Annotated in this window: 27 protein-coding genes and 1 rRNA gene; 12 read left to right on the top strand and 16 right to left on the bottom strand. The window is 35.9% G+C overall.

The features are described from left to right. Positions 1 to 79: ribosomal RNA gene (locus Q3V31_RS24440) — 16S ribosomal RNA — on the bottom strand; the annotation flags it as partial. 411 nt (positions 80 to 490) lie between these two features. Between Q3V31_RS24440 and Q3V31_RS24435 the strand changes: the two genes are divergently transcribed. Continuing rightward, positions 491 to 847: a YgzB family protein gene (locus tag Q3V31_RS24435; RefSeq protein ID WP_000511739.1), complete on the top strand. Its 357-nt coding sequence runs from the start codon at positions 491 to 493 to the stop codon at positions 845 to 847. A 90-nt stretch (positions 848 to 937) separates the two neighbouring features. Here Q3V31_RS24435 and perR read toward each other — a convergent pair whose 3' ends face one another. From perR to Q3V31_RS24405, 6 genes are all read right to left on the bottom strand, one after another. Then, on the bottom strand, positions 938 to 1366 hold the full coding sequence (perR, locus tag Q3V31_RS24430; protein WP_000237831.1) for a peroxide-responsive transcriptional repressor PerR: 429 nt from the start codon (positions 1364 to 1366) through the stop codon (positions 938 to 940). Between the two features lie 298 nt (positions 1367 to 1664). Next, the gene (gene bcp, locus Q3V31_RS24425) at positions 1665 to 2120 is read right to left on the bottom strand and encodes a thioredoxin-dependent thiol peroxidase (RefSeq protein WP_000633720.1); all 456 of its coding nucleotides are present in this window, start codon (positions 2118 to 2120) and stop codon (positions 1665 to 1667) included. Positions 2121 to 2164: 44 nt separating this feature from the next. After that, positions 2165 to 2569, bottom strand: a complete 405-nt coding sequence (locus Q3V31_RS24420; protein ID WP_000964348.1) for a potassium channel family protein — start codon at positions 2567 to 2569, stop codon at positions 2165 to 2167. 72 nt (positions 2570 to 2641) lie between these two features. Beyond that, positions 2642 to 3427, bottom strand: a complete 786-nt coding sequence (locus tag Q3V31_RS24415; RefSeq protein WP_000990191.1) for an ABC transporter permease — start codon at positions 3425 to 3427, stop codon at positions 2642 to 2644. A 4-nt stretch (positions 3428 to 3431) separates the two neighbouring features. After that, positions 3432 to 4223 (bottom strand): ABC transporter permease, encoded by a 792-nt coding sequence (locus Q3V31_RS24410; RefSeq protein WP_000521526.1) that lies wholly within the window; start codon positions 4221 to 4223, stop codon positions 3432 to 3434. After that, a complete protein-coding gene (locus Q3V31_RS24405) occupies positions 4216 to 5229 on the bottom strand; it encodes an ABC transporter ATP-binding protein (RefSeq protein WP_000843654.1) in 1014 nt (337 codons plus the stop codon). The genes Q3V31_RS24410 and Q3V31_RS24405 overlap by 8 nt, the downstream gene beginning before the upstream one ends. Before the next feature lie 127 nt (positions 5230 to 5356). On the opposite strand from Q3V31_RS24405, the gene hemL reads away from it, so the two are divergent. From hemL to Q3V31_RS24390, 3 genes are all read left to right on the top strand, one after another. Further along, entirely contained in the window at positions 5357 to 6655 is a 1299-nt protein-coding gene (gene hemL / locus Q3V31_RS24400) for a glutamate-1-semialdehyde-2,1-aminomutase (RefSeq protein WP_001011870.1), read from the top strand. A 201-nt stretch (positions 6656 to 6856) separates the two neighbouring features. Then, a complete protein-coding gene (locus Q3V31_RS24395) occupies positions 6857 to 11302 on the top strand; it encodes a glutamate synthase-related protein (protein ID WP_329767410.1) in 4446 nt (1481 codons plus the stop codon). Between the two features lie 259 nt (positions 11303 to 11561). Then, positions 11562 to 12650, top strand: coding sequence for an FUSC family protein (locus Q3V31_RS24390; protein WP_000765794.1), 1089 nt, complete (start codon positions 11562 to 11564; stop codon positions 12648 to 12650). Between the two features lie 13 nt (positions 12651 to 12663). Here Q3V31_RS24390 and Q3V31_RS24385 read toward each other — a convergent pair whose 3' ends face one another. The 4 genes from Q3V31_RS24385 to Q3V31_RS24370 form a co-directional block, all read right to left on the bottom strand. Then, positions 12664 to 14424, bottom strand: coding sequence for an ABC transporter ATP-binding protein (locus Q3V31_RS24385; RefSeq protein ID WP_001161607.1), 1761 nt, complete (start codon positions 14422 to 14424; stop codon positions 12664 to 12666). Positions 14425 to 14478: 54 nt separating this feature from the next. Beyond that, entirely contained in the window at positions 14479 to 15009 is a 531-nt protein-coding gene (gene ntdP, locus Q3V31_RS24380) for a nucleoside tri-diphosphate phosphatase (protein ID WP_000506630.1), read from the bottom strand. Positions 15010 to 15328: 319 nt separating this feature from the next. Beyond that, positions 15329 to 15583 carry a YgaB family protein gene (locus tag Q3V31_RS24375; RefSeq protein ID WP_000997589.1) on the bottom strand — a complete coding sequence of 85 codons (255 nt, stop codon included), beginning with the start codon at positions 15581 to 15583 and terminating at the stop codon, positions 15329 to 15331. Positions 15584 to 15771: 188 nt separating this feature from the next. Next, entirely contained in the window at positions 15772 to 16053 is a 282-nt protein-coding gene (locus tag Q3V31_RS24370; RefSeq protein WP_000039043.1) for a gamma-type small acid-soluble spore protein, read from the bottom strand. 125 nt (positions 16054 to 16178) lie between these two features. Here Q3V31_RS24370 and Q3V31_RS24365 point away from each other — a divergent pair, with 125 nt between their 5' ends. Further along, positions 16179 to 16355 carry a hypothetical protein gene (locus tag Q3V31_RS24365; protein WP_002094743.1) on the top strand — a complete coding sequence of 59 codons (177 nt, stop codon included), beginning with the start codon at positions 16179 to 16181 and terminating at the stop codon, positions 16353 to 16355. A gap of 82 nt (positions 16356 to 16437) precedes the next feature. Here Q3V31_RS24365 and mutY read toward each other — a convergent pair whose 3' ends face one another. After that, positions 16438 to 17535 carry an A/G-specific adenine glycosylase gene (mutY, locus tag Q3V31_RS24360; protein ID WP_000171387.1) on the bottom strand — a complete coding sequence of 366 codons (1098 nt, stop codon included), beginning with the start codon at positions 17533 to 17535 and terminating at the stop codon, positions 16438 to 16440. A gap of 149 nt (positions 17536 to 17684) precedes the next feature. Here mutY and Q3V31_RS24355 point away from each other — a divergent pair, with 149 nt between their 5' ends. Continuing rightward, positions 17685 to 18665, top strand: a complete 981-nt coding sequence (locus tag Q3V31_RS24355) for a metal-dependent hydrolase (RefSeq protein WP_000379144.1) — start codon at positions 17685 to 17687, stop codon at positions 18663 to 18665. Between the two features lie 24 nt (positions 18666 to 18689). Here the strand turns inward: Q3V31_RS24355 and Q3V31_RS24350 are convergent, their stop codons facing one another. Then, positions 18690 to 18956 carry a YfhJ family protein gene (locus tag Q3V31_RS24350; protein ID WP_000997857.1) on the bottom strand — a complete coding sequence of 89 codons (267 nt, stop codon included), beginning with the start codon at positions 18954 to 18956 and terminating at the stop codon, positions 18690 to 18692. A gap of 122 nt (positions 18957 to 19078) precedes the next feature. Between Q3V31_RS24350 and Q3V31_RS24345 the strand changes: the two genes are divergently transcribed. After that, complete coding sequence (locus Q3V31_RS24345) at positions 19079 to 19237, top strand: small, acid-soluble spore protein K (protein WP_000517891.1); 159 nt, start codon at positions 19079 to 19081, stop codon at positions 19235 to 19237. Between the two features lie 46 nt (positions 19238 to 19283). Beyond that, a complete protein-coding gene (locus Q3V31_RS24340; protein WP_000122093.1) occupies positions 19284 to 19436 on the top strand; it encodes a YpzG family protein in 153 nt (50 codons plus the stop codon). A gap of 64 nt (positions 19437 to 19500) precedes the next feature. Here the strand turns inward: Q3V31_RS24340 and Q3V31_RS24335 are convergent, their stop codons facing one another. Beyond that, positions 19501 to 19818, bottom strand: a complete 318-nt coding sequence (locus tag Q3V31_RS24335) for a YfhH family protein (protein ID WP_001057021.1) — start codon at positions 19816 to 19818, stop codon at positions 19501 to 19503. Positions 19819 to 19831: 13 nt separating this feature from the next. Next, positions 19832 to 20644, bottom strand: a complete 813-nt coding sequence (gene recX / locus Q3V31_RS24330; RefSeq protein WP_000268515.1) for a recombination regulator RecX — start codon at positions 20642 to 20644, stop codon at positions 19832 to 19834. Between the two features lie 81 nt (positions 20645 to 20725). Between recX and Q3V31_RS24325 the strand changes: the two genes are divergently transcribed. From Q3V31_RS24325 to Q3V31_RS24310, 4 genes are all read left to right on the top strand, one after another. Beyond that, positions 20726 to 21631, top strand: a complete 906-nt coding sequence (locus Q3V31_RS24325) for a TIGR01777 family oxidoreductase (protein WP_000684399.1) — start codon at positions 20726 to 20728, stop codon at positions 21629 to 21631. 120 nt (positions 21632 to 21751) lie between these two features. Beyond that, positions 21752 to 22882 (top strand): amidohydrolase, encoded by a 1131-nt coding sequence (locus tag Q3V31_RS24320; RefSeq protein WP_000698286.1) that lies wholly within the window; start codon positions 21752 to 21754, stop codon positions 22880 to 22882. Between the two features lie 241 nt (positions 22883 to 23123). Continuing rightward, positions 23124 to 23681 (top strand): GNAT family N-acetyltransferase, encoded by a 558-nt coding sequence (locus Q3V31_RS24315; RefSeq protein WP_329767409.1) that lies wholly within the window; start codon positions 23124 to 23126, stop codon positions 23679 to 23681. A 110-nt stretch (positions 23682 to 23791) separates the two neighbouring features. Next, positions 23792 to 23911 (top strand): YfhE family protein, encoded by a 120-nt coding sequence (locus Q3V31_RS24310; protein ID WP_000358484.1) that lies wholly within the window; start codon positions 23792 to 23794, stop codon positions 23909 to 23911. Between the two features lie 374 nt (positions 23912 to 24285). On the opposite strand, the gene Q3V31_RS24305 is transcribed toward Q3V31_RS24310, so the two are convergent. Further along, on the bottom strand, positions 24286 to 25452 hold the full coding sequence (locus Q3V31_RS24305) for a diglucosyl diacylglycerol synthase (protein WP_016128292.1): 1167 nt from the start codon (positions 25450 to 25452) through the stop codon (positions 24286 to 24288). Positions 25453 to 25666 lie beyond the last annotated feature (214 nt).

Genomic DNA, 25666 nt, shown 5'->3' with positions numbered 1-25666 from the left:
CTCAATCCATTCGCTCGACTTGCATGTATTAGGCACGCCGCCAGCGTTCATCCTGAGCCAGGATCAAACTCTCCAATAAAGTTAGTTTGTCTAGCATCTAAAAATAAAAATTGACGTTCACATTGTTTGTTTCGTTCAGTTTTCAAAGAACTACTTGGTCGCTCATTTGCGACTTCCTTATGTTAACATCTTCGTTTTTCGATGTCAACTAAGTTTTTCATTTTCTTTTTTGTCGTTTTCTGCGTTTCCGCATCAGCGACATTTATTAATATATCATGCAGTATATATAGGGTCAATACTTTTTCAAAAAAAATTTCACATCCCGTTAAAAACTTTAAAAACACTTGAACGATAACATTCTATCTCCCAATGTATTCTTTTTACATGGCTATACGCCTTCCTATTTTACACCTTATCATTTCACTAGGTTTATACGAGAATGAAAATTCTGATTTTTGTGTTATATTATTATTATAGGAGTGTGGTGGGAATGGGCATTAAATATTCGAACAAAATCAATAAAATTCGGACCTTTGCATTAAGTCTAGTATTTATCGGTCTCTTCATTGCATACTTAGGAGTTTTTTTCCGTGACAACATTATTATTATGACAACATTTATGATGGTTGGCTTTTTAGCTGTTATCGCTAGTACTGTCGTTTACTTTTGGATTGGTATGTTATCCACTAAAACTGTACAAATTATTTGTCCAAGCTGCGATAAGCCAACAAAAATGCTCGGTCGTGTCGACGCATGTATGCATTGCAACCAACCTTTAACACTCGATCCGAGTTTAGAAGGAAAAGAATTTGATGAGAAGTACAATAAAAAAAGCTATAAAGGGTAACACTTGTTTTCACTTTGATCAGTATTTTTTCATCTCCATATAATAAAGAAAGAGGGTGACGTAATCGTCACCCTCTTTCTTTATTATATATTACGCCTTATGACACTCTGGACAAACGCCATAAATTTCTAAGCGATGACTATTAATAACGAAGCCTGTCGTTTTCGCAGCTTCCTCTTCAAGCTGTTCCAAACCTCCATAAGGAAAATCAACAATCTTACCACATTTTTCGCAAATCACATGATAATGTTGACTTGTAACATAATCAAATCTACTTGAAGCGTCTCCATAAGTTAATTCCTTTACAAGTCCAACCTCTTTAAATACACGTAAGTTATTATAGACAGTTGCAACACTCATATTTGGAAACTTACCTTCTAATGCTTTATAAATGTCATCCGCTGTTGGGTGCGTCATAGATTCCACAAGGTACTCTAAAATAGCATGACGCTGTGGAGTAATGCGTACACCCGTATTTTTCAGCATTTCTAGCGCTTCTTTTAATTCTTCTTTGACCACCGTCATGCACCCCGATTCTATACGGATTATTATTTTATAATTCTTATAAAGAGTGTACTCCTTTTCTTATAAATCGTCAATATTTCTACTATAAGTATGTGGTTTATTTTTGTATATAGCCTTATTCTTATATATCTTTCCCCATTTTCTATACATTTACATAGAAAAAAAGTGCGACATAATCGCACTTGGAATACTATCATCTGAGGAGGTATGCCCTACACTTCACTTTATGTAAGACGATAAAATATGTATAGACACTCGCCTTACTTCTATATATTTTATCTCCACAATGAATTTACTTTATATAAGAAAGAACATCCTCAATATGTCCTTTCACTTTCACTTTACGCCATTCTTTTACAAGCTCACCATCTTTATTAATAAGGAATGTAGAACGCTCGATTCCCATGTATTCTTTCCCAAAGTTCTTTTTCAATTTCCAAACATCGTACAATTCTGCTACCTTATGATCTTCATCTACTAAAAGTACAAATGGAAGCTCATGCTTCTCAATAAATTTCAGATGTCTGTTCGCTGAATCAGGGCTTACACCAAGAATAACTGTATCTTTCTCTTGAAATAATCCATATGCATCTCGAAAATCACATGCTTCAGTTGTACACCCTGGAGTCATATCTTTCGGATAAAAATATAGAACTACATTTTTACCACGAAAATCAGCTAAGCGAACTTGTTCCCCGTTACTTCCCTCTAATGTAAATTCTGGAGCCATTTCTCCTACTGTGATCATTGTTATCACTCCTACTCTTTTCTTTTACTATATCAAATGCTATCTTATTTTTCATTTTCTATTACAGATCTCATTACAAAAGCAAACGGTAATGTATATCCAATTAGTGCTTCTGCAATTGCAATCCATCTCCCTATTCCAATCGGAGCTATATCACCGTACCCAACGGACAATAAAGTAACTGCGCTAAAATACAAGCAAATTTCTACAAGTTGAAAAGATTGGGCATGCAAGCTTTCTCCATCTTCTTTCAAAACTGCAAAACCCATTTCTTCTAATACAACATAACTTAACCCAAACGCAATCAGTACCGTTGTATAAATTAAAAATAAGGAGGCTAAATTATACAGCGAAAAGAAACGCCTAGAATCTGAATATGAACTCCATAATAATTGGACACTTCTCAAAATAGCGATTGCTGCAATTAATAGAATAAATCCCCATAACATGTCCTCCACCTCATTTTATATGTATGAGGACTATAGCTGATTTATCCCTTAGAAGCGAACAAGCTTCTATAATTAATTTCCTGCACCGCGATATCGTTTGACCCCTTGATTCCAAAGGGTAATTGCAATAGTAAAACAGATAATACCAACAAATGGTGTCGCAAAAGCATAGCTATTCCACTCTGTTTTCCTTAAAAAGTATGCTGCTGGATATACCCCCACAAATGCAAACGGTAAAACAAACGTTAAAACAAAGCGAATAACACGGTTATAAATATCAACAGGATAGCGTCCATAATTCCCTATGTTATACATAAGCGGCATAATCGAACTTTTCGCATCCGACCAAAACCCAAGGCTTGCAAGCGTAACAAATATCCCACCATACACAAGCGCCCCTCCCCCTACCATTAGTAGGAATAAGAAGAAATCATACCAGTAAAAAGATAACTGTAATTCTACTGCTGCATATCCCATTACAATAATTCCTGTAATCGCTCCAATTAAAGATTCGAGTTCCATTCTTTCTAATATAATTTGAAACAAACTATGGATCGGTCTCGTTAATATACGGTCCATTTCTCCTTTAATAATGTAACGATCATTAAAGTCCCATATATTAAAGAAAGCTGAAAAAATGGCAAACGGTACTAAAAAGAAACCGTAAATAAAGATTACTTCTTCTCGGCTCCACCCTTTTAGTGCTTGGGTATGTCCAAACACAACAAGAATGAAGATTAAATTAACAGCTTGTAGTGATAAATCTGAAAGTAATCCGACGATAAAATCGCCACGATACTCCAATTTTGTTTTTATATATTGACTTGCATATTGCAAAAATAATTTTATATACATCATCTCATCATCCCCCTTGTACGATTAGACGTTTTCTCGCCGTTTTCCACATCAGTACAATTGGAATAATAAGTATAATTGCCCAAATCATTTGAAATAATAAAGCTTCATATAACTTACTCCCTTGTATACCTTCAGAGAAAATCATACTCGGAATATAACTAATTGCTTGAAACGGTAAAAACACCATTGCTTTTTGGGCCCATAACGGATAAAAACTAATCGGTAATAATAGACCAGAAAATAAATCGATAACAACACGTTTCGCATACATAATTCCACTATTATTAAATAAGAAGAATGTAAGCATTCCTGTCATTAAATTTATTTGTGTATTAATGATAAAACTAAATATTAAAGATAAGAAGAAATATAACCACGTTTGAAAATTCGTTGTAATTTGTAATGAAAATAATAACGTAACCATAACCATACCTGGAATTGAAAAGAAAGCAAAACGAAATATCCCTTCTCCAAGACCTTGCATAACTTTCATACCTAAATAGTTATACGGACGAATTAGCTCTACCGCCACACGTCCTTCTTGAATTTCCATCGCAATTTCTCTATCTATATTATTGAAATAAAAAGCACGCGCCATCCATGCGATCGCAATATACGTAGTCATTTGCGAAATAGATAAACTTTCAATATTTTCTTTCCCGCTATAAATCGCTTGCCATAAAAAATAATACGCACCGATATTAATCGTATAAATTAAAATCCCGCTGTAATAATTTGTACGATAGGCGAGCATCATTAAAAAGCGAATTCGAATCATTTCAATATACTTACCCATGCATAATACCTTCTTCATAAATGTTACGAATAATTTCCTCTGTAGACACTTCGTTAATTTTCAAATCTTTAATTTGAAAGGCCTGTACTACTTTAGAAATCAACATAGAAATGATAACTTCTTCATTCGGTATTTTTGCCACCCAAGCGTTTTCTTCTTTCGCCTTTGACCAAGCAACATGACTATCTGGCATAACCATTGATAACTCCTGGTATGAAACTGGGGCAATAAATTGAAAATGTATTTCCTTCTCTGCTCCCCACTGCGTACGAAGATTATTTAAAGAACCGTCATACATAATATTTCCTTCATCAAGCATGATAACGCGTTCACATAAAGCTTCAATATCAGTAATATCATGCGTCGTTAATAAAATTGTTGTTTTATAACGTTCATTCATCTCTTTTAAAAATTCTCGTATTTTCAATTTCACAAGAACATCAAGTCCAATTGTTGGCTCATCTAAAAATAATAATGGCGGATTATGAATTAACGCCGCTGCTAGTTCACAACGCATTCTTTGACCAAGAGATAATTTTCGTACCGGTTTATCTAATAAAGGACCGATATCTAACGTTTCAATAACATGTTCCATATGTTCCTTATACTGAGCGTCTGATACACCGTACACTTTCTTCAACAAACGAAATGATTCTTGTACAGCAATATCCCACCAAAGCTGTGAACGCTGACCAAACACGACACCAATTGTTCTTACAAATTCTTCTCTCTGTTTGTGCGGATTCATTCCATTCACTGTAATTTGTCCTGATGTCGGAGTCAAAATCCCTGTAAGCATTTTAATTGTCGTTGATTTACCAGCACCATTCTCACCAATATAACCGACCATTTCACCTTGCTTCACAGTAAAAGAAACATCATTTACTGCTGGTACTATTTTATAATTACGATTTAATAAATCGCGAAATGCACCCTTTAATCCCGGACGACTTGAATAGGCTGTAAACTCTTTACGTAACCCTTGTACCTCAATTACCGATTTCATAATCGGACCCCCTTCCTAAATGTCACAACGAATAGTTTACCCAACTGCTCCTTCTATCACAAACAATACGTCTTTTCAAAAAACATGTTAGAATAATACATAGATTTTTGTAAGGAGATGAATTGAAGTGAATTTCACAAAATCAGAAGCGTTACATAAGGAAGCTTTAGAACATATCGTTGGTGGTGTTAACAGTCCTTCCCGTTCTTTCAAAGCAGTTGGAGGCGGTTCTCCGGTTGCAATGGAACGCGGAAAAGGTGCTTATTTCTGGGATGTAGATGGAAATAAATATATCGATTATTTAGCAGCATACGGTCCTATTATTACTGGACATGCTCACCCGCATATAACAAAAGCAATTACAACTGCTGCTGAAAATGGTGTACTATACGGAACGCCAACAGCACTAGAAGTAAAATTTGCAAAAATGTTAAAAGAAGCAATGCCCGCATTAGATAAAGTCCGTTTCGTAAACTCTGGTACAGAATCCGTTATGACAACCATTCGTGTTGCCCGCGCTTACACTGGTCGCACAAAAATTATGAAATTCGCTGGTTGTTACCACGGTCATTCCGATTTGGTACTTGTAGCAGCTGGCTCTGGTCCTTCTACTCTTGGAACTCCTGATTCAGCTGGTGTGCCACAAAGTATTGCACAAGAAGTTATTACCGTTCCCTTTAATAATGTAGAAACGTTAAAAGAAGCTTTAGATAAATGGGGACATGAAGTAGCAGCTATCCTTGTAGAACCAATCGTTGGAAACTTCGGTATCGTAGAGCCTAAACCTGGATTCCTTGAGAAAGTAAATGAGCTTGTCCATGAAGCTGGCGCATTAGTAATTTATGATGAAGTTATTACTGCTTTCCGCTTTATGTACGGTGGTGCTCAAGACTTACTTGGCGTGACACCAGACTTAACAGCACTTGGTAAAGTTATCGGCGGTGGCCTTCCAATTGGCGCTTACGGTGGTAAGAAAGAAATTATGGAACAAGTTGCTCCGCTCGGCCCTGCATACCAAGCTGGTACAATGGCTGGGAACCCTGCTTCTATGGCATCCGGTATTGCATGTCTTGAAGTACTTCAACAAGAAGGCGTATACGAGAAATTAGATGCACTTGGCGCAATGCTTGAAAAAGGAATTTTAGAACAAGCTACAAAACATAACATCGATATTACAGTAAACCGTCTAAAAGGTGCATTAACTGTATACTTCACGACAAATACAATTGAAGATTACGATGCAGCCAAAAATACAGATGGGGAAATGTTCGGTAGATTCTTCAAGCTAATGCTTCAAGAAGGTATTAATTTAGCACCTTCTAAGTATGAAGCATGGTTCTTAACAACAGAACATACAAAAGAAGATATTGAATATACAATTGAAGCTGTCGGCAGAGCATTTGCTGCTTTAGCAGACAATAAATAACCCCTATAATTAAAAGGAAAAAAGAAAGCAACCTTTCTTTTTTCCTTTTTTCTATTTCATAAATCCCTCATTAATAGTATAATTATTCATAATTATCTGTTTTACATTCTTTTATATCCTTACTATCCCTGTATACAAGGCTACTTACGCCTTAAATAGTAAGATTATTCAAAATTCATTTTCCAGAGGGGGGATTGACGGATGCTCAATAAAAAAAATAAATGGACACCGTCTTTATTTCGGAATTATAAAAATACAGAACATGATGCGTGTGGAATCGTTTCCGTTATGGGAAAACGAAGAATTCCTACAAAAGAAAACATCGACCTTTGTATACAATCACTCGTCAAAATGAATCATAGAGCTGGTTTCATTAATGGCGAAGGAGATGGTATCGGAATTCATATCGACATGCCAAAAGCACTTTGGAATGAAAAACTGAAAAGTAGCGGATATAATCCAACGATTGTGGATCATCCCCACTTTATCGTTGGACATTTTTTTCTAAACAAAAAAGAAAACATTGCTGAGTTAAAAGATTACATTCGTACGCAACTAAACAATGAAAAATTGACAATTGTTCTCGAAAATGATGATGTAATAAACTCAGATGCACTCGGTCCTCTTGGTAAACAAGAAGAACCTTTATTTTGGCAAGTTGCCCTTATCGCTGAAAATGAAGTTAAAAATATTGAGCAAACATTATTTTCTGTAACAATAAAAATCGAAGAAAATGAAGCAATTCATGTTGCCTCATTAAGTCATGAACATGTTGTATATAAAGTTCTAGGTGCTGGAGATACACTTGTTGCCTATTACAACGATTTACAACACCCACTTATCGCTTCAACTATGACACTAGGACATAATCGCTATTCTACTAATACATTATCTAATTTTTTTCGTGTACAACCATTTAGCATTCTCGGACATAATGGTGAAATTAATACAATTGCCAAATTACGTGATCAAGCCGAAATGGTTCATGTACCACTTACTGCAGGGGGAAGTGACTCCCAAGATTTAAACCGCACCTTAGAAACCCTTCTCGTTCAGTATAACTACAGCTTATTTGAAGCAATGGATATATTATTCCCACCAATTATTAATGAAATAAAACTTTACGAAACAAACTTACAAAACTTATACACTTATATACGTGAGGCTTGGGGGCATTTCGCTCAAGGTCCAGCTGGCATCATTTCACGTTATAAAGATGAAGCTGTTTTCAGTGTCGATTCTCTTGGATTGCGCCCAGTTTGGAAAGTAGAGACAGAGAGCTCCTATATTTTCTCTTCTGAACCTGGAGTTGTATCACCAACTGAGTATGTAGCAGAGCCGAAACCACTCGCTCCTGGAGAAAAAGTTGGACTAAAATGGAATGAACAAGATGAGCTTATTCTCTATGAATACGACAATTATCAAATTGAAGTATATAACCGTTTTAAGAAACGAATCGATGTTACCAACTATCATGTAAACTTATCTATCCCTGAAACGAAAGAAATTCAAGGGTTATGTGATTCCGTTCAAGTTGAAACGAAGCAATACGTTGCTTTCGGATGGGATCGAGAACATATTCAGCTCCTTGAACAGATGGCAACAAAAGGTGTCGAACCAATTCGTTCACTTGGGCATGACTCACCACTTGCCGCACTTGATACAGATAGACGAAATATTGCCGATTTCATTAAGGAAAGTGTAGCCGTTGTAACAAATCCAGCCATCGATCGTGATCGAGAAGTCGAACACTTCTCCACACGTACCGTACTCGGAGAACGTCCAAGTTTATTAGATAACTCTAAACAACCATTTGTAATCGAGATGCTTTCACCAATTATTTTAGAAGGAAGTTTAGCTCAGCCTATCGCGGCAGACTTACAGACGATTACGTACGAACAACTTATACAGCTATTCACCACTCATAGCTCTGTTTCTACAATTTCTGTTACATTTAGTCCATCAGAAACTTTACAAAGCGCGTTAAATCGAATTAGTTCCGAGGCGATAGTAGCCGTTAAAAATGGGGCTTCCCTACTATTATTAGATGACGCTAACTCTCATCAAAATGAACTATTATGGATTGATCCACATTTAGTTACCGCTAAAGTACATCAAGCATTAACTGAAAATAATTTACGCCGGAAATGCTCTCTCGTTATACGTTCTGGTGCCCTTCGCTCCTTACACGATATCGTCACACTATACGGATTAGGGGCAGACGGTATTAATCCATATTTATTATTCGCAACTGTAAATGATGGAACAAAAGCACCAATTACTAATTTGTATACCGCACTTAATAAAGGACTAGAGAAAGTAATTTCAACGATTGGAATTCATGAATTACGCGGTTACGGTCGCCTCTTCTCCTCTATTGGATTACATGAGGAAATCGCAAACACATTACAAATTACAAATTTCTTCGGTTCAAATGATTTAGCATTTTCACTTGAATCACTTGCTGAAGATGCAAAAATTCGTGCGATTGATTATAACAATCCACAAGTTAGAATGAGAAAATCATTTCATATATTCCCGCGGATTTGGAAAGCAATTGGTGATGTTGCCAAAGGAAACTCTTATGATGATTACCGCGACAAGTTAAGTGAATTAGAAGAAAATAACTCTATCGCAATCAGGCACCTTATTCAAACAAAACAAACAAAACAAACAAAACATGTAATTCCAACTGAAGAAGTGTCCATCGGCATTCACAATCATGATTTACCATTTATTATTAGTTCCATGTCATTCGGTTCTCAAAATGAAATAGCCTTCCGTGCATATGCAGAAGCTGCCGATCAGCTAAATATGATTAGTTTGAACGGTGAAGGCGGCGAAATTAAAGATATGATTGGCAAATACCCAAATACACGCGGACAACAAGTTGCATCTGGTCGATTTGGAGTAAACGCTGAACTACTAAATTCATCAAATTTAATTGAAATAAAAATTGGTCAAGGAGCAAAGCCTGGTGAAGGTGGACATTTGCCTGGCTCAAAAGTAACTGCCAAAATCGCTGAAGCACGTAATGCTACAATTGGTTCGGATTTAATTTCACCTTCTAACAACCATGATATTTATTCAATTGAAGACTTAGCCCAAATGATTACAGAAATTAAAACGGCTAATCATCTTGCAAAAGTAGCTGTAAAAGTCCCTGTCGTTCCTAATATTGGAACAATTGCTGTCGGTATTGCAAAAGCTGGTGCTGATTTTATTAACATTAGCGGGTTTGATGGCGGAACAGGTGCTGCACGTATTCATGCATTGCAACATGTAGGTCTTCCTGTAGAAATCGGTGTTAAAGCTGCACATAACGCTCTATTAGAAGCACATATGAGACATAAAGTAGAGATTTGGGCAGACGGTGGTATCCGAAGCGTAAATGATGCCTTAAAAATCATGCTCCTTGGAGCAAACCGGATTGGATTTGGTACATTATCAATGATTGCCATTGGCTGTACAACTTGCCGTGGTTGTCATCTCGATACGTGCCACGTCGGAATTGCAACACAAATTGAATCTGAAGCTCAAGCAAAAGAACATGGACTGCGCCGTTTCGTTCCACGTGAATTAGAAAGCGCAGTTGCCGGGCTATTAAACCTATTCACTACTTTCGGTACAGAACTAAAACGTTTAACAGGGCAGCTCGGTTACACAAACTTACAAGATATTGTCGGGCGATCAGATTTATTAGAACAAACTCGAGGCCAGAACTTATTAGACTTACGAAACTTAATACAAACGATAGAAGATTCATCCGTGAAAATAACGGAATCTGTACAAGAAAAACAATTTGAATCAACTAATTCTCTCCAGTCAAAAGAATTAGTAAGCGTCGGCGTAGAGCAACGTGTAATGGGCGGTCTAGAATCCTGTTATCGTGTTCGTAGTAAATTATATGAAAACACTCATCTTGAACCACTTACATTAAAGTATACAAACGGTTCTGTTCCTGGAAACGGATTAGGCGCGTACAATAGCGAGAACTTATTTATACACGTAAATGGCGGTGCGCAAGACGGCATTGGGAAAACTTCATTTGGTGGTGGCATTTATATAACGAAAGCAAAAGGGAAAGATGGAACATATTATAACGGTTCTGTCGGAAAAGGATTTGGATACGGCGCTCAAAAAGGTGCATTATACGTGCAAGGTAACGCTGATGCTCGTGCTGGCATTCGCCTTTCTGGGGCAGACATGATAATTGGAGGTAGAATTACAAAACCACTCCGTGAAAAAGAACAAGGGAATATAGGCGCATATTCCAATATAAAAGGGTTTGCTTTTGAATATATGACAAATGGTCGTGCTCTTGTTTTAGGAGATCCTGGTCCATGGATTTGTGCCGGCATGACTGGTGGTGTTGTTTATTTACGTCATGAGCCAAACTTAGGTTTAACAGAGCAAGCCCTAAAACAAAGAATCGCTAAAGGTGCAAATGTAACATTGCAGCCAATTAGTAAAAATGGTTTGCAAGATGTAAATGAATTATTATTAGACTACATTCGTGTATTAAATGAGCATGAACAATATGAAGAAGTCGCTTTATTAACACCCTTATTAGATAATATCCAGCTTCACTTCTATGAAATTATCCCGAAAAAAGAACAGGCGGACCCATCTATCTCAACAGAGTGATATGCCTAATTTTCATTTTCAAGAAAAAATTGACGAAGTACACTTCTCATAGTAATCTATAGTAACAATTTGAAACCTGCTGAAATTCAGCAGGTTTTTTTACTAAAAATTGATGTTTAAAAAGAATTAGGAAAAATTATAAAATGAATCTTAATTTCTTTTTAACGTCACTAAAATATCACTTGCTAACATATTGTAATGAATGTATAGTATCATGTTGTACATTCATTATGACAAGAGAAAGGATATCAATAAGGGTATGAAACTTGGTGCTCGCATTTTAAAAACGGGTATTGCCATTACATTAGCTTTATTTGCTTGTATTTTACTTCAATTACCGAGTCCAGTATTTGCGGGAATCTCAGCTATCTTTGCTGTTCAACCGTCTGTATACCGCTCGTATTTAACAGCTCTTGAGCAAATTCAAGCAAACGTAATTGGTGCGGTATTCGCTATCGTATTTGCTACTGCTTTTGGACATAATCCTTTTATTATTGGATTAACGTGTATATTAGTAATTGCTCTTACTTTACAATTACGCTTAGAAAACACAATATCAATCGCTTTAGTAACAGTTATCGCCATTATGGAGTATCAAGGCGAAGATTTCTTTAATTTTGCCTTACTTCGATTCGCGACGATTATGATTGGAATTATTGCGGCTTCGCTTGTAAATTTAGTATTTATGCCGCCAAAATATGAAACAAAACTTTACCATCGCATCGTTGATAATACAGAAGAAATTGTTAAATGGATTCGTATGAACAGTAGGCAAGCTTCTGATTTTACAACGCTAAAAACCGATATTGATCGCATGAAAGAAAAAATGATTAAACTAAATCATTACTATTTGCTGTATAAAGAAGAAAGAAGTTACACGAAGAAAATACAATTCGCAAAAATTCGTAAGCTCGTTTTATTCAGACAAATGTTAGCGACAACAAGCCGCGCTTTAAGCACGTTAAAGTCATTACATCGTACTGAAAATGAACTGCGCTATATGCCAGAAGAGTTTCAGGAATCTATTCAAAACGAACTTGATTCATTAACGCATTATCACGAACAAGTTTTATTAAAATTTATTGGTAAAGCAAAGAAACAACAATCCGTTGAGATGCTTGATGAAGTTGAAACAGGTAAACAAGAATTGATTGATATCTTTATGGATTATCAAAATAAGGACGATGAGGAAGCATATAAAATATGGTTACACCTCTTCCCTCTTATTTCTTCAATTATTAACTACAGTGAGGAAGTAGAGCATTTAGATTTACTTGTGGATAGCTTCTACACATACCATAAACCAGAGAGTGAACTCCAAATCGAAGATAAAAAAGAAGACGAATAAAAAACAGCTCCTTTTATGCTAAAGGAGCTGTTTCTGTTATATGCTGAAGTTGATATAGATTGTAATAAAATCCTCTGTTTTTCATTAACTCTTCATGAGAACCCGTTTCTTTTATTTCACCATCTTCAACATAAATAATTGTATCGACATGCGTGATTGTCGCTAATCGGTGTGCAATGATAATTGTTGTCCGATCTGCCGCTAACGTTTGCAGTGCCTCTTGAATATATCGTTCATTTTCTAAATCTAAAGCGGAAGTTGCTTCGTCTAATATAAGTAAAGACGGATTCTTTAGAAACACTCGTGCAATCGCTACACGTTGTCTTTGCCCGCCCGATAATTTCACACCACGTTCCCCCACGACAGTATCATAGCCGTCTGGCAACTCTGTAATAAAATTATGAATTTGCGCAGCTTTGGCAGCTGAAATCACTTCCGCCTCTGTAGCTTTCGGATTACCATATAAAATATTAGCCCCGATTGTATCGCTAAATAATAAATTATCTTGTAGCACAATTCCAATATGACTACGCAAATTTCTCATATTGTACTTTCTTACATCTATCCCGTCTATATACACTGCTCCTTCAGAAACATCATAAAAACGCGGAATTAAACTAGCAAGAGATGACTTTCCTCCACCACTTGCCCCTACAAGCGCAACCTTCTCTCCTGGCCGCATAGTTAATGACAGATTATGCAATATTTCTTTTTCATCCGCATTATAACGAAAAGAAACATTATCAAATATAACTTCTCCATCTAACCTTTTCGTTTGCACCGCATTTGGCACATTAACAATATCGTATTTTTCATCCAACAATTCAAACACTCGATCCATCGAGGCGAAAGACTGTGTTAATGTTGTAGATGAATTAACAAGGCGACGAAGCGGACTATATAAACTATCCATATATCCAACAAAAGCAACCATAGTACCCAATGTTAACGATCCTTGAATTACCTCATACGCCGCAAAACCAATAACAAGTAATGGCCCTAAATCCGTTAACGTATTCACTGCCGAAAACGTTCTCGCCGTCCAACTCGTATGAGTTAGTGCTTTCGTTAAAAATTCATTATTCCTCTTTTCAAACTGTCCTCTTTCATATTCTTCTAATGCAAAACTACGTGTCACTTGCATCCCTTGAATACGTTCATGTAAATACCCTTGCATAGTTGCTAACGCTTGTGAGCGCTCTTTCGTCAGTTTTCGAAGGCGCCCGAAAAAATATTTCACTGCAACTACATAAATAGGTAAGATTAATAAAGCAACAAAGGTTAATTTTATATTCATCGAAAACATAACGATAATAGCAATAGCAATTGTTGCAGTATCTAACCAGACATTCATAAGACCGGTAATTACAAAGTCCTTCGTTTGTTCTACATCATGGATTACACGTGAAATAAGCTCCCCTGTTTTTGTGTTCGAATAATAACGTAAACTCAATTTTTGCAAGTGCCCAAAAATATATTTTCGTAAATCGTATAGTATTGTATTGGCAATGCGCTGCGCAAAATATTGACGATAATATTCTATCGGTGGTCTTAATATCGCAAAGATAAAAAAAGCAATCCCAATTGCGGTTATTAATTGCGACGTTTTTTCTTGAAGTGAGCCTGTGCCTTGAATAACATCATCAATAATATACTTTAATAACCATGGCATAATAAGCGGGATACCGAACTTAACAAGACCAATAATAATTGTAATAGCAATGAGCCATCGATATGGTTTAACAAATTGTAAATATCTTTTTATACCTTGCACATAATCCCCCCTCTAATAGGACAAACCTGCCGGGAAATCCCCTGCAGGTTTGTTTTAATTTCTGTACATTAAATATCTTTCGTACCACATATCTACGAAATCCGGTGCAAATGGACCTTTTCTTTGATGAATCCACTGTGTTAAATGTGCTACATTTCGTTTTAAAATTGTATCAATAACAGGTGGATACTGCATGATTTGACTATGCTTTTCATACTCATCTTCATCTAAAAGTGTATATGTCATATCTGGATACACTTTTATGTCTAAGTCGTAATCAATATACTTTAATGCTTCAGAGTCATATGCAAAAGGAGAACTTAAATTACAATAATAATATACTCCTTCTTCTCTCAGCATTCCAATCACATTAAACCAATAATTAGCATGGAAGTAACAAATCGCAGGTTCGCGAGTAACCCATGTTCGACCATCTGATTCCGTAACTACTGTACGATCATTTGCTCCGATCACAAGGCTCTGCGTCCCTTTTAAAATTGTTGTCTCTTCCCACATTCTATGAATGGAGCCATTATGTTTATAACTATGTATTTGTACCTTTTCTCCTTCTTTGGGAAATCCCATATATGCTCCCTTCTTTCAACCGCAAATGCTTTTCTTAAGTTGTCTTAACTACCCCTTGAACTGCATTCACTTTTTTTCTATTATAACTTTTTTGTCAAAATTTTAAAACTAAAGCGATAGGACACTTGTTTTCATGAGGAATATAATGAAGTTTGTATTATTGAATACCACATCACTAACCCTTTTAACGAAGGAACATTTTCTATGAATTAGCAATACGTATTTTAGAAGATCAAGCGAAGATATAACAAAAAGAAAAGCCCCCTCACCTCTGTTTAAGAAAGGACTTTTCACCTAAAATCAACAACATATCTCACCCTTAATTTGAAATTATTTTTTCGGTTTCAAAAGATTGAATCACATTATTCGTTTGCTGTTCAAATTTTTCATGTAAAAGTTTTAATGCTATTTCTGTTCTATATATTTCTTGACGGATAAAATGCAATTCTTTTTTATCGCACGTATCCCTTTCACTCATTTCAATTTGCTGATACTTCTCTAAATGCGATTGTAACTTTAAAAGCTCATCCATCGTTTCCAACTGCTCTCCTACCAACTTATCAAAATCGTTCATCACTTACCCCCTTTTAAATTCATTCGCTAGTTATAATTCCTATTACATATTTCTAATCGCGCACTTCTTTCTCCTTTGACTACATTTGTTGACTTATTAGAAGTTATGTCGTTCCCTTTATTTTCATTACAATGACTCCTGCACACATAGAAAACACTTCTCTCGAACGGAGAAGTGTTTTTCTTTCATTACTGATTTGAGCTAGAAGATTGTGATTGTTTTGCAGCTGATTGTGCATTTTGTTTTTTCACTGCATGCACATCTGTTTCAGTTGCAAACTCTGTACCATAACTAGCATTTGCACTTTGAGCAGCAGAAGCTTGTGCTTTCTGTGCCTCTGATTGTGCGTTCGCTTGTTTTACTGCTTGTACATTCGTTTCAGTTGCAAACTCTGTACCATAGCTAGCATTTGTACTTTGAATGCTAGCACCAGAAGTTGCCTTATTATAACCTTGTTGTTTTTTACTCATCTTTCTCACCTCCACAATCAATAATGTAACCCATTCACTTAGAAGTTATCCTTAATTTTCTTTAAAAAAATTCACGAATATATCTCTTATCACTCATTCAAACTACATATGATGGAGGTGGGAATATGTATACTGGACGTGATATGACTGAGCTAACTATGATTTCCAAAAATGAATGGAACAAGGATGAATTAGCTCATTTTCATCATTCATTTCAGCAAATTATGCCTTATCTAAATGTAGAGGGACAAACGATTTATAAAGAAATTGTGAAAGAAATCGAATCACGTGGCGGATTATAAAAGCATCGATTTTTAGCCTCGAAATACAAATTTCTCCCAATAAAAAAACGTGTTCCAAAGTTCTAGAACACGTTTTTTTCATTTATTGCATTGTAATTTTCTCCACACAATTTTCGTAAATTGTACGATGTGATTTAGAGAAAGGTAACTGTTCGAATGCTTCTTTTGATACAAATTTCAATGTATCTGTTTCAACAATATCACCGGTTACTTTTCCGTAAAATACGAATATATCCCAAGTGCGATGTGTAAACGTATGTTGCACATTCATTGCGTATTCTTCAATAGAAATCGAAAGCTCAAATTTTTCTTTCATATAATCTGTAAGCTGTTCCTTCTGATTCCGAATCCCTTCGCCAAGTTCGGCATTCGGAAACTCCCACATGTTAGCTAATAATCCGGTACTTGGACGTTTATTAATGACGTAACGACCATCTTCCGTTTGAAGTACCCCTGCAACAATCGGTACCATCGTAGGAGCCTTCGCTTTACTTTTTACTGGTAACTCCTTTTGAACGCCTTCAGCATATCCTCGGCAATGTTCACGTACAGGGCAAAGTAAGCAAGATGGATTTTTCGGTATACAAATTAATGCTCCTAATTCCATCAAACCTTGATTAAAATAAGATGGATTTTTAGCCGAAATAATTTCACGCACAATCTCTTCAAACACTTTTCTAGTTTTGGGTTTTGCAATGTCATCCCATACTGATAAAATACGAGATAATACACGCATAACGTTTCCATCAACCGCCGGCTCTGGTATACCGTATGCAATGCTTAAAATGGCACCTTTTGTATATGGTCCCACTCCTTTTAGTTTTTCGATTTTCTTTACATCACTCGGTACTATCCCGCCATATACTTCTTTTACCTCTTTTACAGCCGTGTGTAAATTTCGCGCTCTAGAATAATATCCTAAGCCTTCCCATGCTTTTAATACTTCTTCATCATCGGCATTTGCTAACGCTTCAAGTGTAGGAAACTTCCCCATAAAATTTGCGTAATATGGTTTTACAGCTTCCACCCTTGTTTGCTGTAACATAATTTCCGAAACCCAAACACGGTATGGATCTTTATTTTTTCGCCACGGTAAATCACGTTGTTCTTTTTCAAACCAACCAATTAAATCATTTTGAAACTGCTCTATGTTAAACTTATTTAATATTTCAAGTGTCAAACTTGATCCCCCTCATTTTTTTGCATATACGTACTATTATAAAGATTTTAGGAAAAAATTTAAGTAAGATGACATAGGAAATAGAAGGCAAAGGACTTGAGGTATCGAATAAAAAGAGTTACATTAATAAAAAACGGAGGTGGATTTCTATGGACACAGCCACTCACCTTGTTATGGGCGTTACTCTAGGCAGTTTGGCAACATTAGATCCAACCATAGCACAAAGTGATATTGGGCCTCAAGCAGTGATGCTTGCAACAATTGCTGGTTCCAATATTCCTGATATCGATACAGTTTTAAAATTGCGTAATAACGCTAAATATATAAGAAATCATCGCGGGATTACTCATTCCATTCCTGCAGTAATTCTTTGGTCATTCCTTATAAGTGGCATCTCGTTCGCCTTCTTTTCAGACGCTCCATATTTGCATCTACTACTTTGGTCATTTATTGCCGTCTTTCTTCATGTCTTTGTGGATATTTTCAATGCCTATGGTACACAAGCATTAAGGCCCTTCACCAAAAAATGGGTAGCACTTGGCATAATTAATACTTTCGATACTGTCATTTTCTTTATCCATATACTTGCGATTGCTTGTATGCTTGTCGGATCACATAAAGGATATACTGCTTTAGCAGCGTATATATTAATGTTTGTTTACTACATCGGCCGCGTTATGATGCATCGAAATATTAAAAGTGTAGTATACAAACGTTTCAAAAATGTAGAGAAAGTAATTATTTCTCCTTCTTACAAATTTTATCATTATCATTTAGCCGTCGTTACAACGGAACATTACTACGTCGCAAGATGGCACCGCGGTAACATCCTTGTATACGATAAATTTGATCGCGTACCGTTCCCGAATACTGCCATTATGCAGGCTGCTGTGAGAGATGAAAATATATCTGCTTTCTTATCTTTTTCACCTGTATATCGCTGGGATATTTTCGATTATGATAACTATTATGAAGTTCGGTTCATTGATTTGCGGTATCGAAGCAAAGATTATTATCCATTCGTCGCAATCGTTCAGCTCGATCAAAATTTAAATATTATTAGTTCATATACGGGATGGATTTTCAGCGAAGAAAAACTTCGAAAGAAATTAGAATTGCTTCCACATTAAAAAAAGCGACTTAAGTCGCTTTTTTTAATGTTTCAAATGATCTTCTTGATTGATTAAATGGCTATACTTCGGATTATTTGTACGCATTTCATGAAGGCGCCCTCCATGATTATTAATCCATGTTCGTACTACTTGCTCAGTCATTTCATCACCTTGATAACGACCTGATTTCGCATAAGTTGTTTGAAAGTCTTCCCACAGTAGTTCAACCCACGCACGAGCTTGTGCGTAAGAAAGTTTGTCATTTTTGTCTAATAGTTCTTTCGTTAATGTTTCGTGAATATCATTCATGTTCTAGTCTCCTTTTACCTATTTATCCCTTCATTTCTAAAGGATAGTTTCTTCTATTTTGCACATTCTATAAGTGATACTTCTTAAAGAGGTATCAACTGATGATGAGGAGGGCGTTCGCAATGGGTAAACAAGCCGAATTTTGGTCTGAGTCAAAAAACAACAGCAAAATCGATGGTCAGCCGAAAGCGAAATCACGCTTCGCTTCGAAACGACCTAACGGCACAATTAACACGCACCCACAAGAACGTATGCGTGCTGCAAATCAGCAGGAAGAGTAGTACAGGTACAACCTAAAAAATTAACTTCCTACACGAGGTGATAAAGATGAGCTACCGTGATCGTTTAGATAGTCGTTCTGAATTATTTAACCATACGTGGACTCGTCCGAAACATGCGAAAGCGCAAGTTAACGGACAGACGCAGCAAACCCAGTCTCTCATTATACTGGCGAATGAATGTAAAAAACGCCAATTTTAGAATCTCCTATCTCCTTTAACGCCTACCAAAGATGAAAACCAGAGAGATATTCGCTCTCTGGTTTTTATTTTTCCTGTAGCAAGGAAATTGGTATCCCAATCTCTTCATTATCATTTTGCTTATAACCCCAAGCAAATACCCCATTGAAATACGTGATTTTAAATACTACACCAGGTTCTTCTACTAATTCATATGTCTCACCAATATGGAATTTGTTTATATCAGTCATGTAAGCACGGGCCATGGCCATCTTTCTCATTAATACATCGAACTCATTTACAATTCCAAGTTGCTCAGCCTTTACTGCTTGCTCCTTCAAAGCCCCAATTTCTTCCCTAAGCTCATGCGGTGTCATTTCACTGTAGCGTTTTGGCATATTCATCTTATTATTCCCCTCATCCCTCTTCACGTTTCATTTGTAAAAATATCTCTATCTCATCAATAGAGAATCCTTTTCGATATAACGCTTGTTTCATCTTATTTACGAATGTCCATCCATCATACTTCTTATATTTCTCATAATATTTATTCCCATGATAGTGTAACGCTTCTTGTTGCTGTTCGTCATCTTTTTCGTCTTTCAATTCTTCAAGACAAATTTGAATCACATCTCTAGGATACCCTTTACGAACAAGCATTTCGTCTAACTTTAGCTTCATCTGTAAAAATGAATGCTTTTGATAAGATTTTTTCTTCTTTTCTATAAGAACCAAAGCATTTTCAATTTGCTTCTCCTTTGGATACTCTTGTAAACTATGTGTAATGATTAGATCCTGAACACCTTTATTTAATAACTCTCTTTTTATAACAGTTGGACCCTTTCGATTCACATTACTTTGCGTTCGCGTATATAAAATGGCGTACTCTTTATCATTAATATATCGATCATGTAATAATTTCGAAACGACTTCAGAGATGACGGCCTGTCCCACTTCTTTTTTCCGTAAAAAATCTTCTATTTCTTGTTTCGTTCTCATTTGATAGGATAAATAGGAGATTGCTTGTAAATATGCTTTTTGTACCTCTTCGTTGTACAAAATATTGCCTAACGCTACTTCATCAATTTCTAACCCTTTTTGTAATCCATGTTTCATTAAGATTACTTGATCCACACTAAATCCGTATTCTTCACCTTGACCTTTATCAATATAAATATTAAATCGTTCTTTTGATCGTTTTTGTACTTCTATTTTTGTAATGACAGCCATACTCTCACCTCTCTATTATTTTAACATAGTCGAGGAACATTTTTGTTTTTCAAGAATATATATAATGAGGAGGAAATGATTGTGAAAATCGCAATTTCTGGTGGCACCGGTTTTATCGGTAAATACCTTTCTACTTTTTTTATTCAAAAAGGATATACTGTTTACATTCTGACTCGAAAAAAAACTGCTGAAACTTCACACACTAACCTTCAATACTTACAATGGACACCGGATTTACAGACATTCCCCCTCTCTTCTATCGATGTAGTTATTAATCTAGCTGGAGAGTCTATTAATAGTAGATGGACAAAGAAACAAAAAGCAGCAATTTTAAACAGTAGAATTCAAACAACAAAAGGACTCATTAAACAATTGCAAGCACTTGGTACAAAACCACACACATTTATTAACGCAAGCGCTATCGGATACTATGGAACATCTGAAACAGAGTCTTTTACCGAGCAGCAAGAAATTCTAGGAAATGACTTTTTAGCAGAAACAGTATTTTTATGGGAGCAAGAAGCATCTAAAGCACGTTCTCTTGGAATAAGAACAATCTACTCAAGATTCGGAGTCGTATTAGGTGCAGACGGAGGAGCCCTTCCAAAAATGCTACTTCCCTATCGATTCTATATCGGAGGTACAATTGGATCTGGAAACCAATGGTTATCATGGATTCATATAGACGATGTCGTTCGCATGATTGATTTCATCATACACAAAGAAGAAATTGATGGTCCTCTTAATATTACAGCCCCACTCCCTATAAAAATGAAGGAATTTGGAGAAACCATTGCAACTATAATGGGAAAGCCTCATTGGTTACCTGTCCCTTCATTTATGCTTCACGCTTTATTGGGTGAGATGAGTATACTTGTACTGGAAGGGCAACATGTATTACCTATTAAAGCAATTGAACATGGGTACCAATACACATTTCCGACAGTAAACCATGCATTACAAAATATACTTTCGCATACAATGTAGTACTTCTAAAACACAGTTTTACAAGGGGTCTAGGATCCAGAGCATTACTACACAAATAACCTTTCAGTTACTTTTTCTGAAATTCCATTAACATTGTAAAGTAACAGAAATGAGGTACCTATGAAAATATTGCTCAAACAAGCCATTGTGTACCCTATTACATCTCCAAAGTTCCAAGGTGATGTACTCGTTATAGGCGAACGAATTGCTGAGGTCAAACCTGCTATTCAGCCTACTCAAGATATGACCGTTATAGATGCGCGAGCTCTTCATCTCTTACCTGGATTTATTGATGTCCATACTCACCTTGGTCTCTATGATGAAGGCACTGGTTGGGCTGGAAATGATGCAAATGAAACCTCTGAAGTTTCAACACCACATATCCGTTCTTTAGACGGAATCCATCCTTTTGATATTGCATTTCAAGATGCTGTACAAAATGGTATTACAACTGTTCATGTTATGCCTGGGAGTCAAAATATTATCGGGGGTACTACTTGTGTAATAAAAACTGCTGGAACTTGTATTGATCATATGATTATTCAAGAACCTGCTGGTTTAAAAATTGCCTTTGGAGAAAACCCTAAAAAAGTTCATAGTAACGGAACAAAAGAATCAATTACACGTATGGGTATTATGGGTTTACTTCGAGAATCATTCTACGAAGCACAACACTATGGACATGAAGCTGATTTTCGAATGCTTCCCATTTTAAAAGCACTTCGCCGGGAAATACCAGTACGTATCCACGCTCACCGCGCAGATGATATTACTTCTGCTCTACGCTTTGCAACAGAATTCAATCTTGATTTACGTCTTGAACATTGTACAGAAGGACACTTTATTGTTGAAGAGCTTTCGAAACACAATTTGAAGGTTTCAGTTGGCCCCACTCTTACACGCCGTTCTAAAATCGAACTAAAAAACAAAACATGGGATACTTACCATATATTATCAAAAAATGGAGTGGAAGTTTCTATAACAACAGATCATCCCTATACCCCCATTCAATATTTAAATGTTTGTGCTGCTGTCGCAGTAAGGGAAGGATTAGACGAGAAAACTGCATTGGAAGGAATCACTATATTTCCAGCGCGAAATTTACGTTTAGAGGATAGAATTGGAAGCATTGAGGTTGGAAAAGACGCCGATCTCGTGCTATGGACACATCATCCTTTCCATTATTTAGCCAAGCCTGTACTAACTATGATTGATGGGAAAATAATTTACAAAAAAAATAAAAAAAACTAGTTTATTTTTTTGACTAGATAAAGTATTATACGATTATAAACTGAATGAAACCATAATCAATTTGTGTCGTGATTATCATTTTCAAATTGATGAATGGGGAAGGCAAATGGTGCGCCACCAGCGTTATAAACTGGTTCTAGTGGGTTCGATTCCCACCCCGAAATTTTTTAAAGATTGATATAAAAATTTCGAGGGTGGGGTGCTTTTTCGTCATGCTACCCTCGTGTGAGGAGGAGTTAGTGTGTTGAAAAAACGCGACTTACACGACAGCCACGTTCTATACGAATTAATGGTGGATCCAGCTGTCTTCCCTTTTGTGCGTCAAAAGGCTTATTCTTATGAGGAATATTTATTTTTAACGAAACAAACGATTGAAGCTGAAGAGCGTGGGGAATTAATTTCACGCACAATTTTAGATGAATGGGGTAACCCTATCGGAACAATTACTTTATTTGATGTGCAAGAAAAAGCCGGATTTCTTGGAACATGGCTTGGAAAACCGTACCATGGCAAAGGCTATAATAAATTGGCGAAAGATTCATTTTTTAGTGAACTTTTCTATGAATTAGATATTGAAACAATTTTTATGCGTATTCGCAAAATAAATATTCGTTCTATTAAAGCTGCCGAAAAACTACAATATGTAAATCTAGCAAATAAAACAAGAAAAGCCGTTTATGATGAAATTAACGCAAATGAAGAAGTATATAACCTATATGAAATTCCAAAAGATCAATATACACTTGCTACAATGCGAGATACAACATTCCAAGATGCTCATCAATTAAAAGAAGCATAGTCTAAATTTTTTGAAATGATAATTATTCAATACTAGTTTGACATATATGTATATCACCCCATGTCTTTGGAAACGATAGATAGTGACTTTAAGACACGAGGTGATTTGTAATGGATAAAAAGAAACGTGACAAAGCAAAAAACACATTATCTAGTACACAAGAAGTTCTTTATCAACGAGAATTTCGAAAAGCAGATCGTGCAGCGGGATATCGCTCAAAAAGTATTTAAAGTGAAACTGAATAATTAGAAGGTTTTCCCCCCTAATTATTCAGTTTCATTGCATAAGATTTTCCAATGGATTGGCAAAAAAGGTTCCTTATAAATAAGGAACCTTTTTTGTGGACAACTTTATCCACAAAACCCATAGAATTGTGCATAAATTCCAAAAACCTTTTGCGAATTCATTCATTTAAATGAACACCAAACGCGCGAATTGTGGATAATTTTCTAAAAATTGTGGATTATGTGGATATAGTTGTTAATATTCCGATTTTACTGTCTAATGAAAGCGCAATCCTTTGTGGATAAGTTAATAATTCACGCTTACTTTTGTTACAATAATAAAAAAACCCTCTTTAAAAGTTTAAAAGAGGGGTTTCATATTAAGTAAAAGATTCGGCAAGAGCTGGTGATTTAATAGGTATACGACTCGGCTCTGCATGATTTTCTGCCAAAATTGCATCCACAATATGACCAGCTGGTTCAGGACGATAAATACTTTTCATCGCTTCTTTCATTTGGAGAAGCTTTATATCATCTTGCAATAACGTCTCTGTTTTTGCAAAAACTTCACTATCATCACGGATTACAACTGCAGCACCTTTTCTTTCAAAATACAACGCATTTTCATTTTCTTGTCCTGGGACAGGCTTATATAAAATGACAGGTACTTGTAATGCTGCTGCTTCGCTTAATGTAATGCCACCTGGCTTCGTAATCATACAAGAAGTAACACGGAATAACTCATCAATGTTTTCAACATAACCAAATACTTTTAAAGCATCAGAACTTTGCTCCTGCAGCCCCAATAATTCCTGCTTTAAAGCTTCATTTTTCCCACAAACGACAACTACTTGTAAGTTTGGTACTGACATAAATGACTGGCATAGTTCTTTTACACTTCCTAGCACACCATGAGCACCTGCTACAATTAGTAAAATCTTTTTATCCTTACATAACTGATATTTATTATATATAATTTCTGGATTTATCTTTAGCTCAAAACTACTACGAATCGGAATCCCGGTTTCAACAATTTGCTCTGCAGGCACACCAATATCAACCATCACTTTTTTCACATGATCGGTTGCTACAAAATAACGATCTACTTCTCGATGGATCCATATTTTATGAACGCAAAAATCTGTTAATACGTTATAAACAGGAATAGAAATACCTATTTGCTTTTTCAATTCTGGTACAGCGATGATTGGAAAGGTATTAATAACAATATCCGGTTTCTCTACCTCTAATAGCGACTTCAAACGCTTCCTTCCAAAATTCGCATACCACGATGCTATTTTTTTATCATAAATTTTCTCTACACCATAATAAAACAAACGATATAATTCTTTTCCTATCGTATAGCTTTTTAAATATAAATATTTTGTAATATCGGTTATAACTGGATGTGATTCTCCAAACAAGTCGCATACAATTACATCTTTGATTCCTTTTTGGCGAAAGGTTTGTTCTAATGTTTTCGCTACTTGCACATGACCGTTACCGTAATGTGCAGTTAATATTAAAACCTTGGGGTTTTTTATCAAACAAATCCACTCCTAGCTTTTTGTTTCTCCATATTGCATATACGACAATAGGAAAAACATTTTCCTTAAACATTACATACTCGGATTCCAATATTCCCCTGTTAGCTATGTACCTGTCGTGGATATGCAAAGCATATAAGATTGACCCCTTAATCCTATCTGTGCTCATATCTTTACATTATACTTTCCTATAAGAGCTTTCGCAATAACTTAC

Source organism: Bacillus nitratireducens, from assembly GCF_036320425.1.
Lineage (GTDB): Bacteria > Bacillota > Bacilli > Bacillales > Bacillaceae_G > Bacillus_A > Bacillus_A nitratireducens.
The sequence above is the reverse complement of the archived record's forward strand: the minus strand, read 5'-3'. Positions and strand labels throughout refer to the sequence as shown.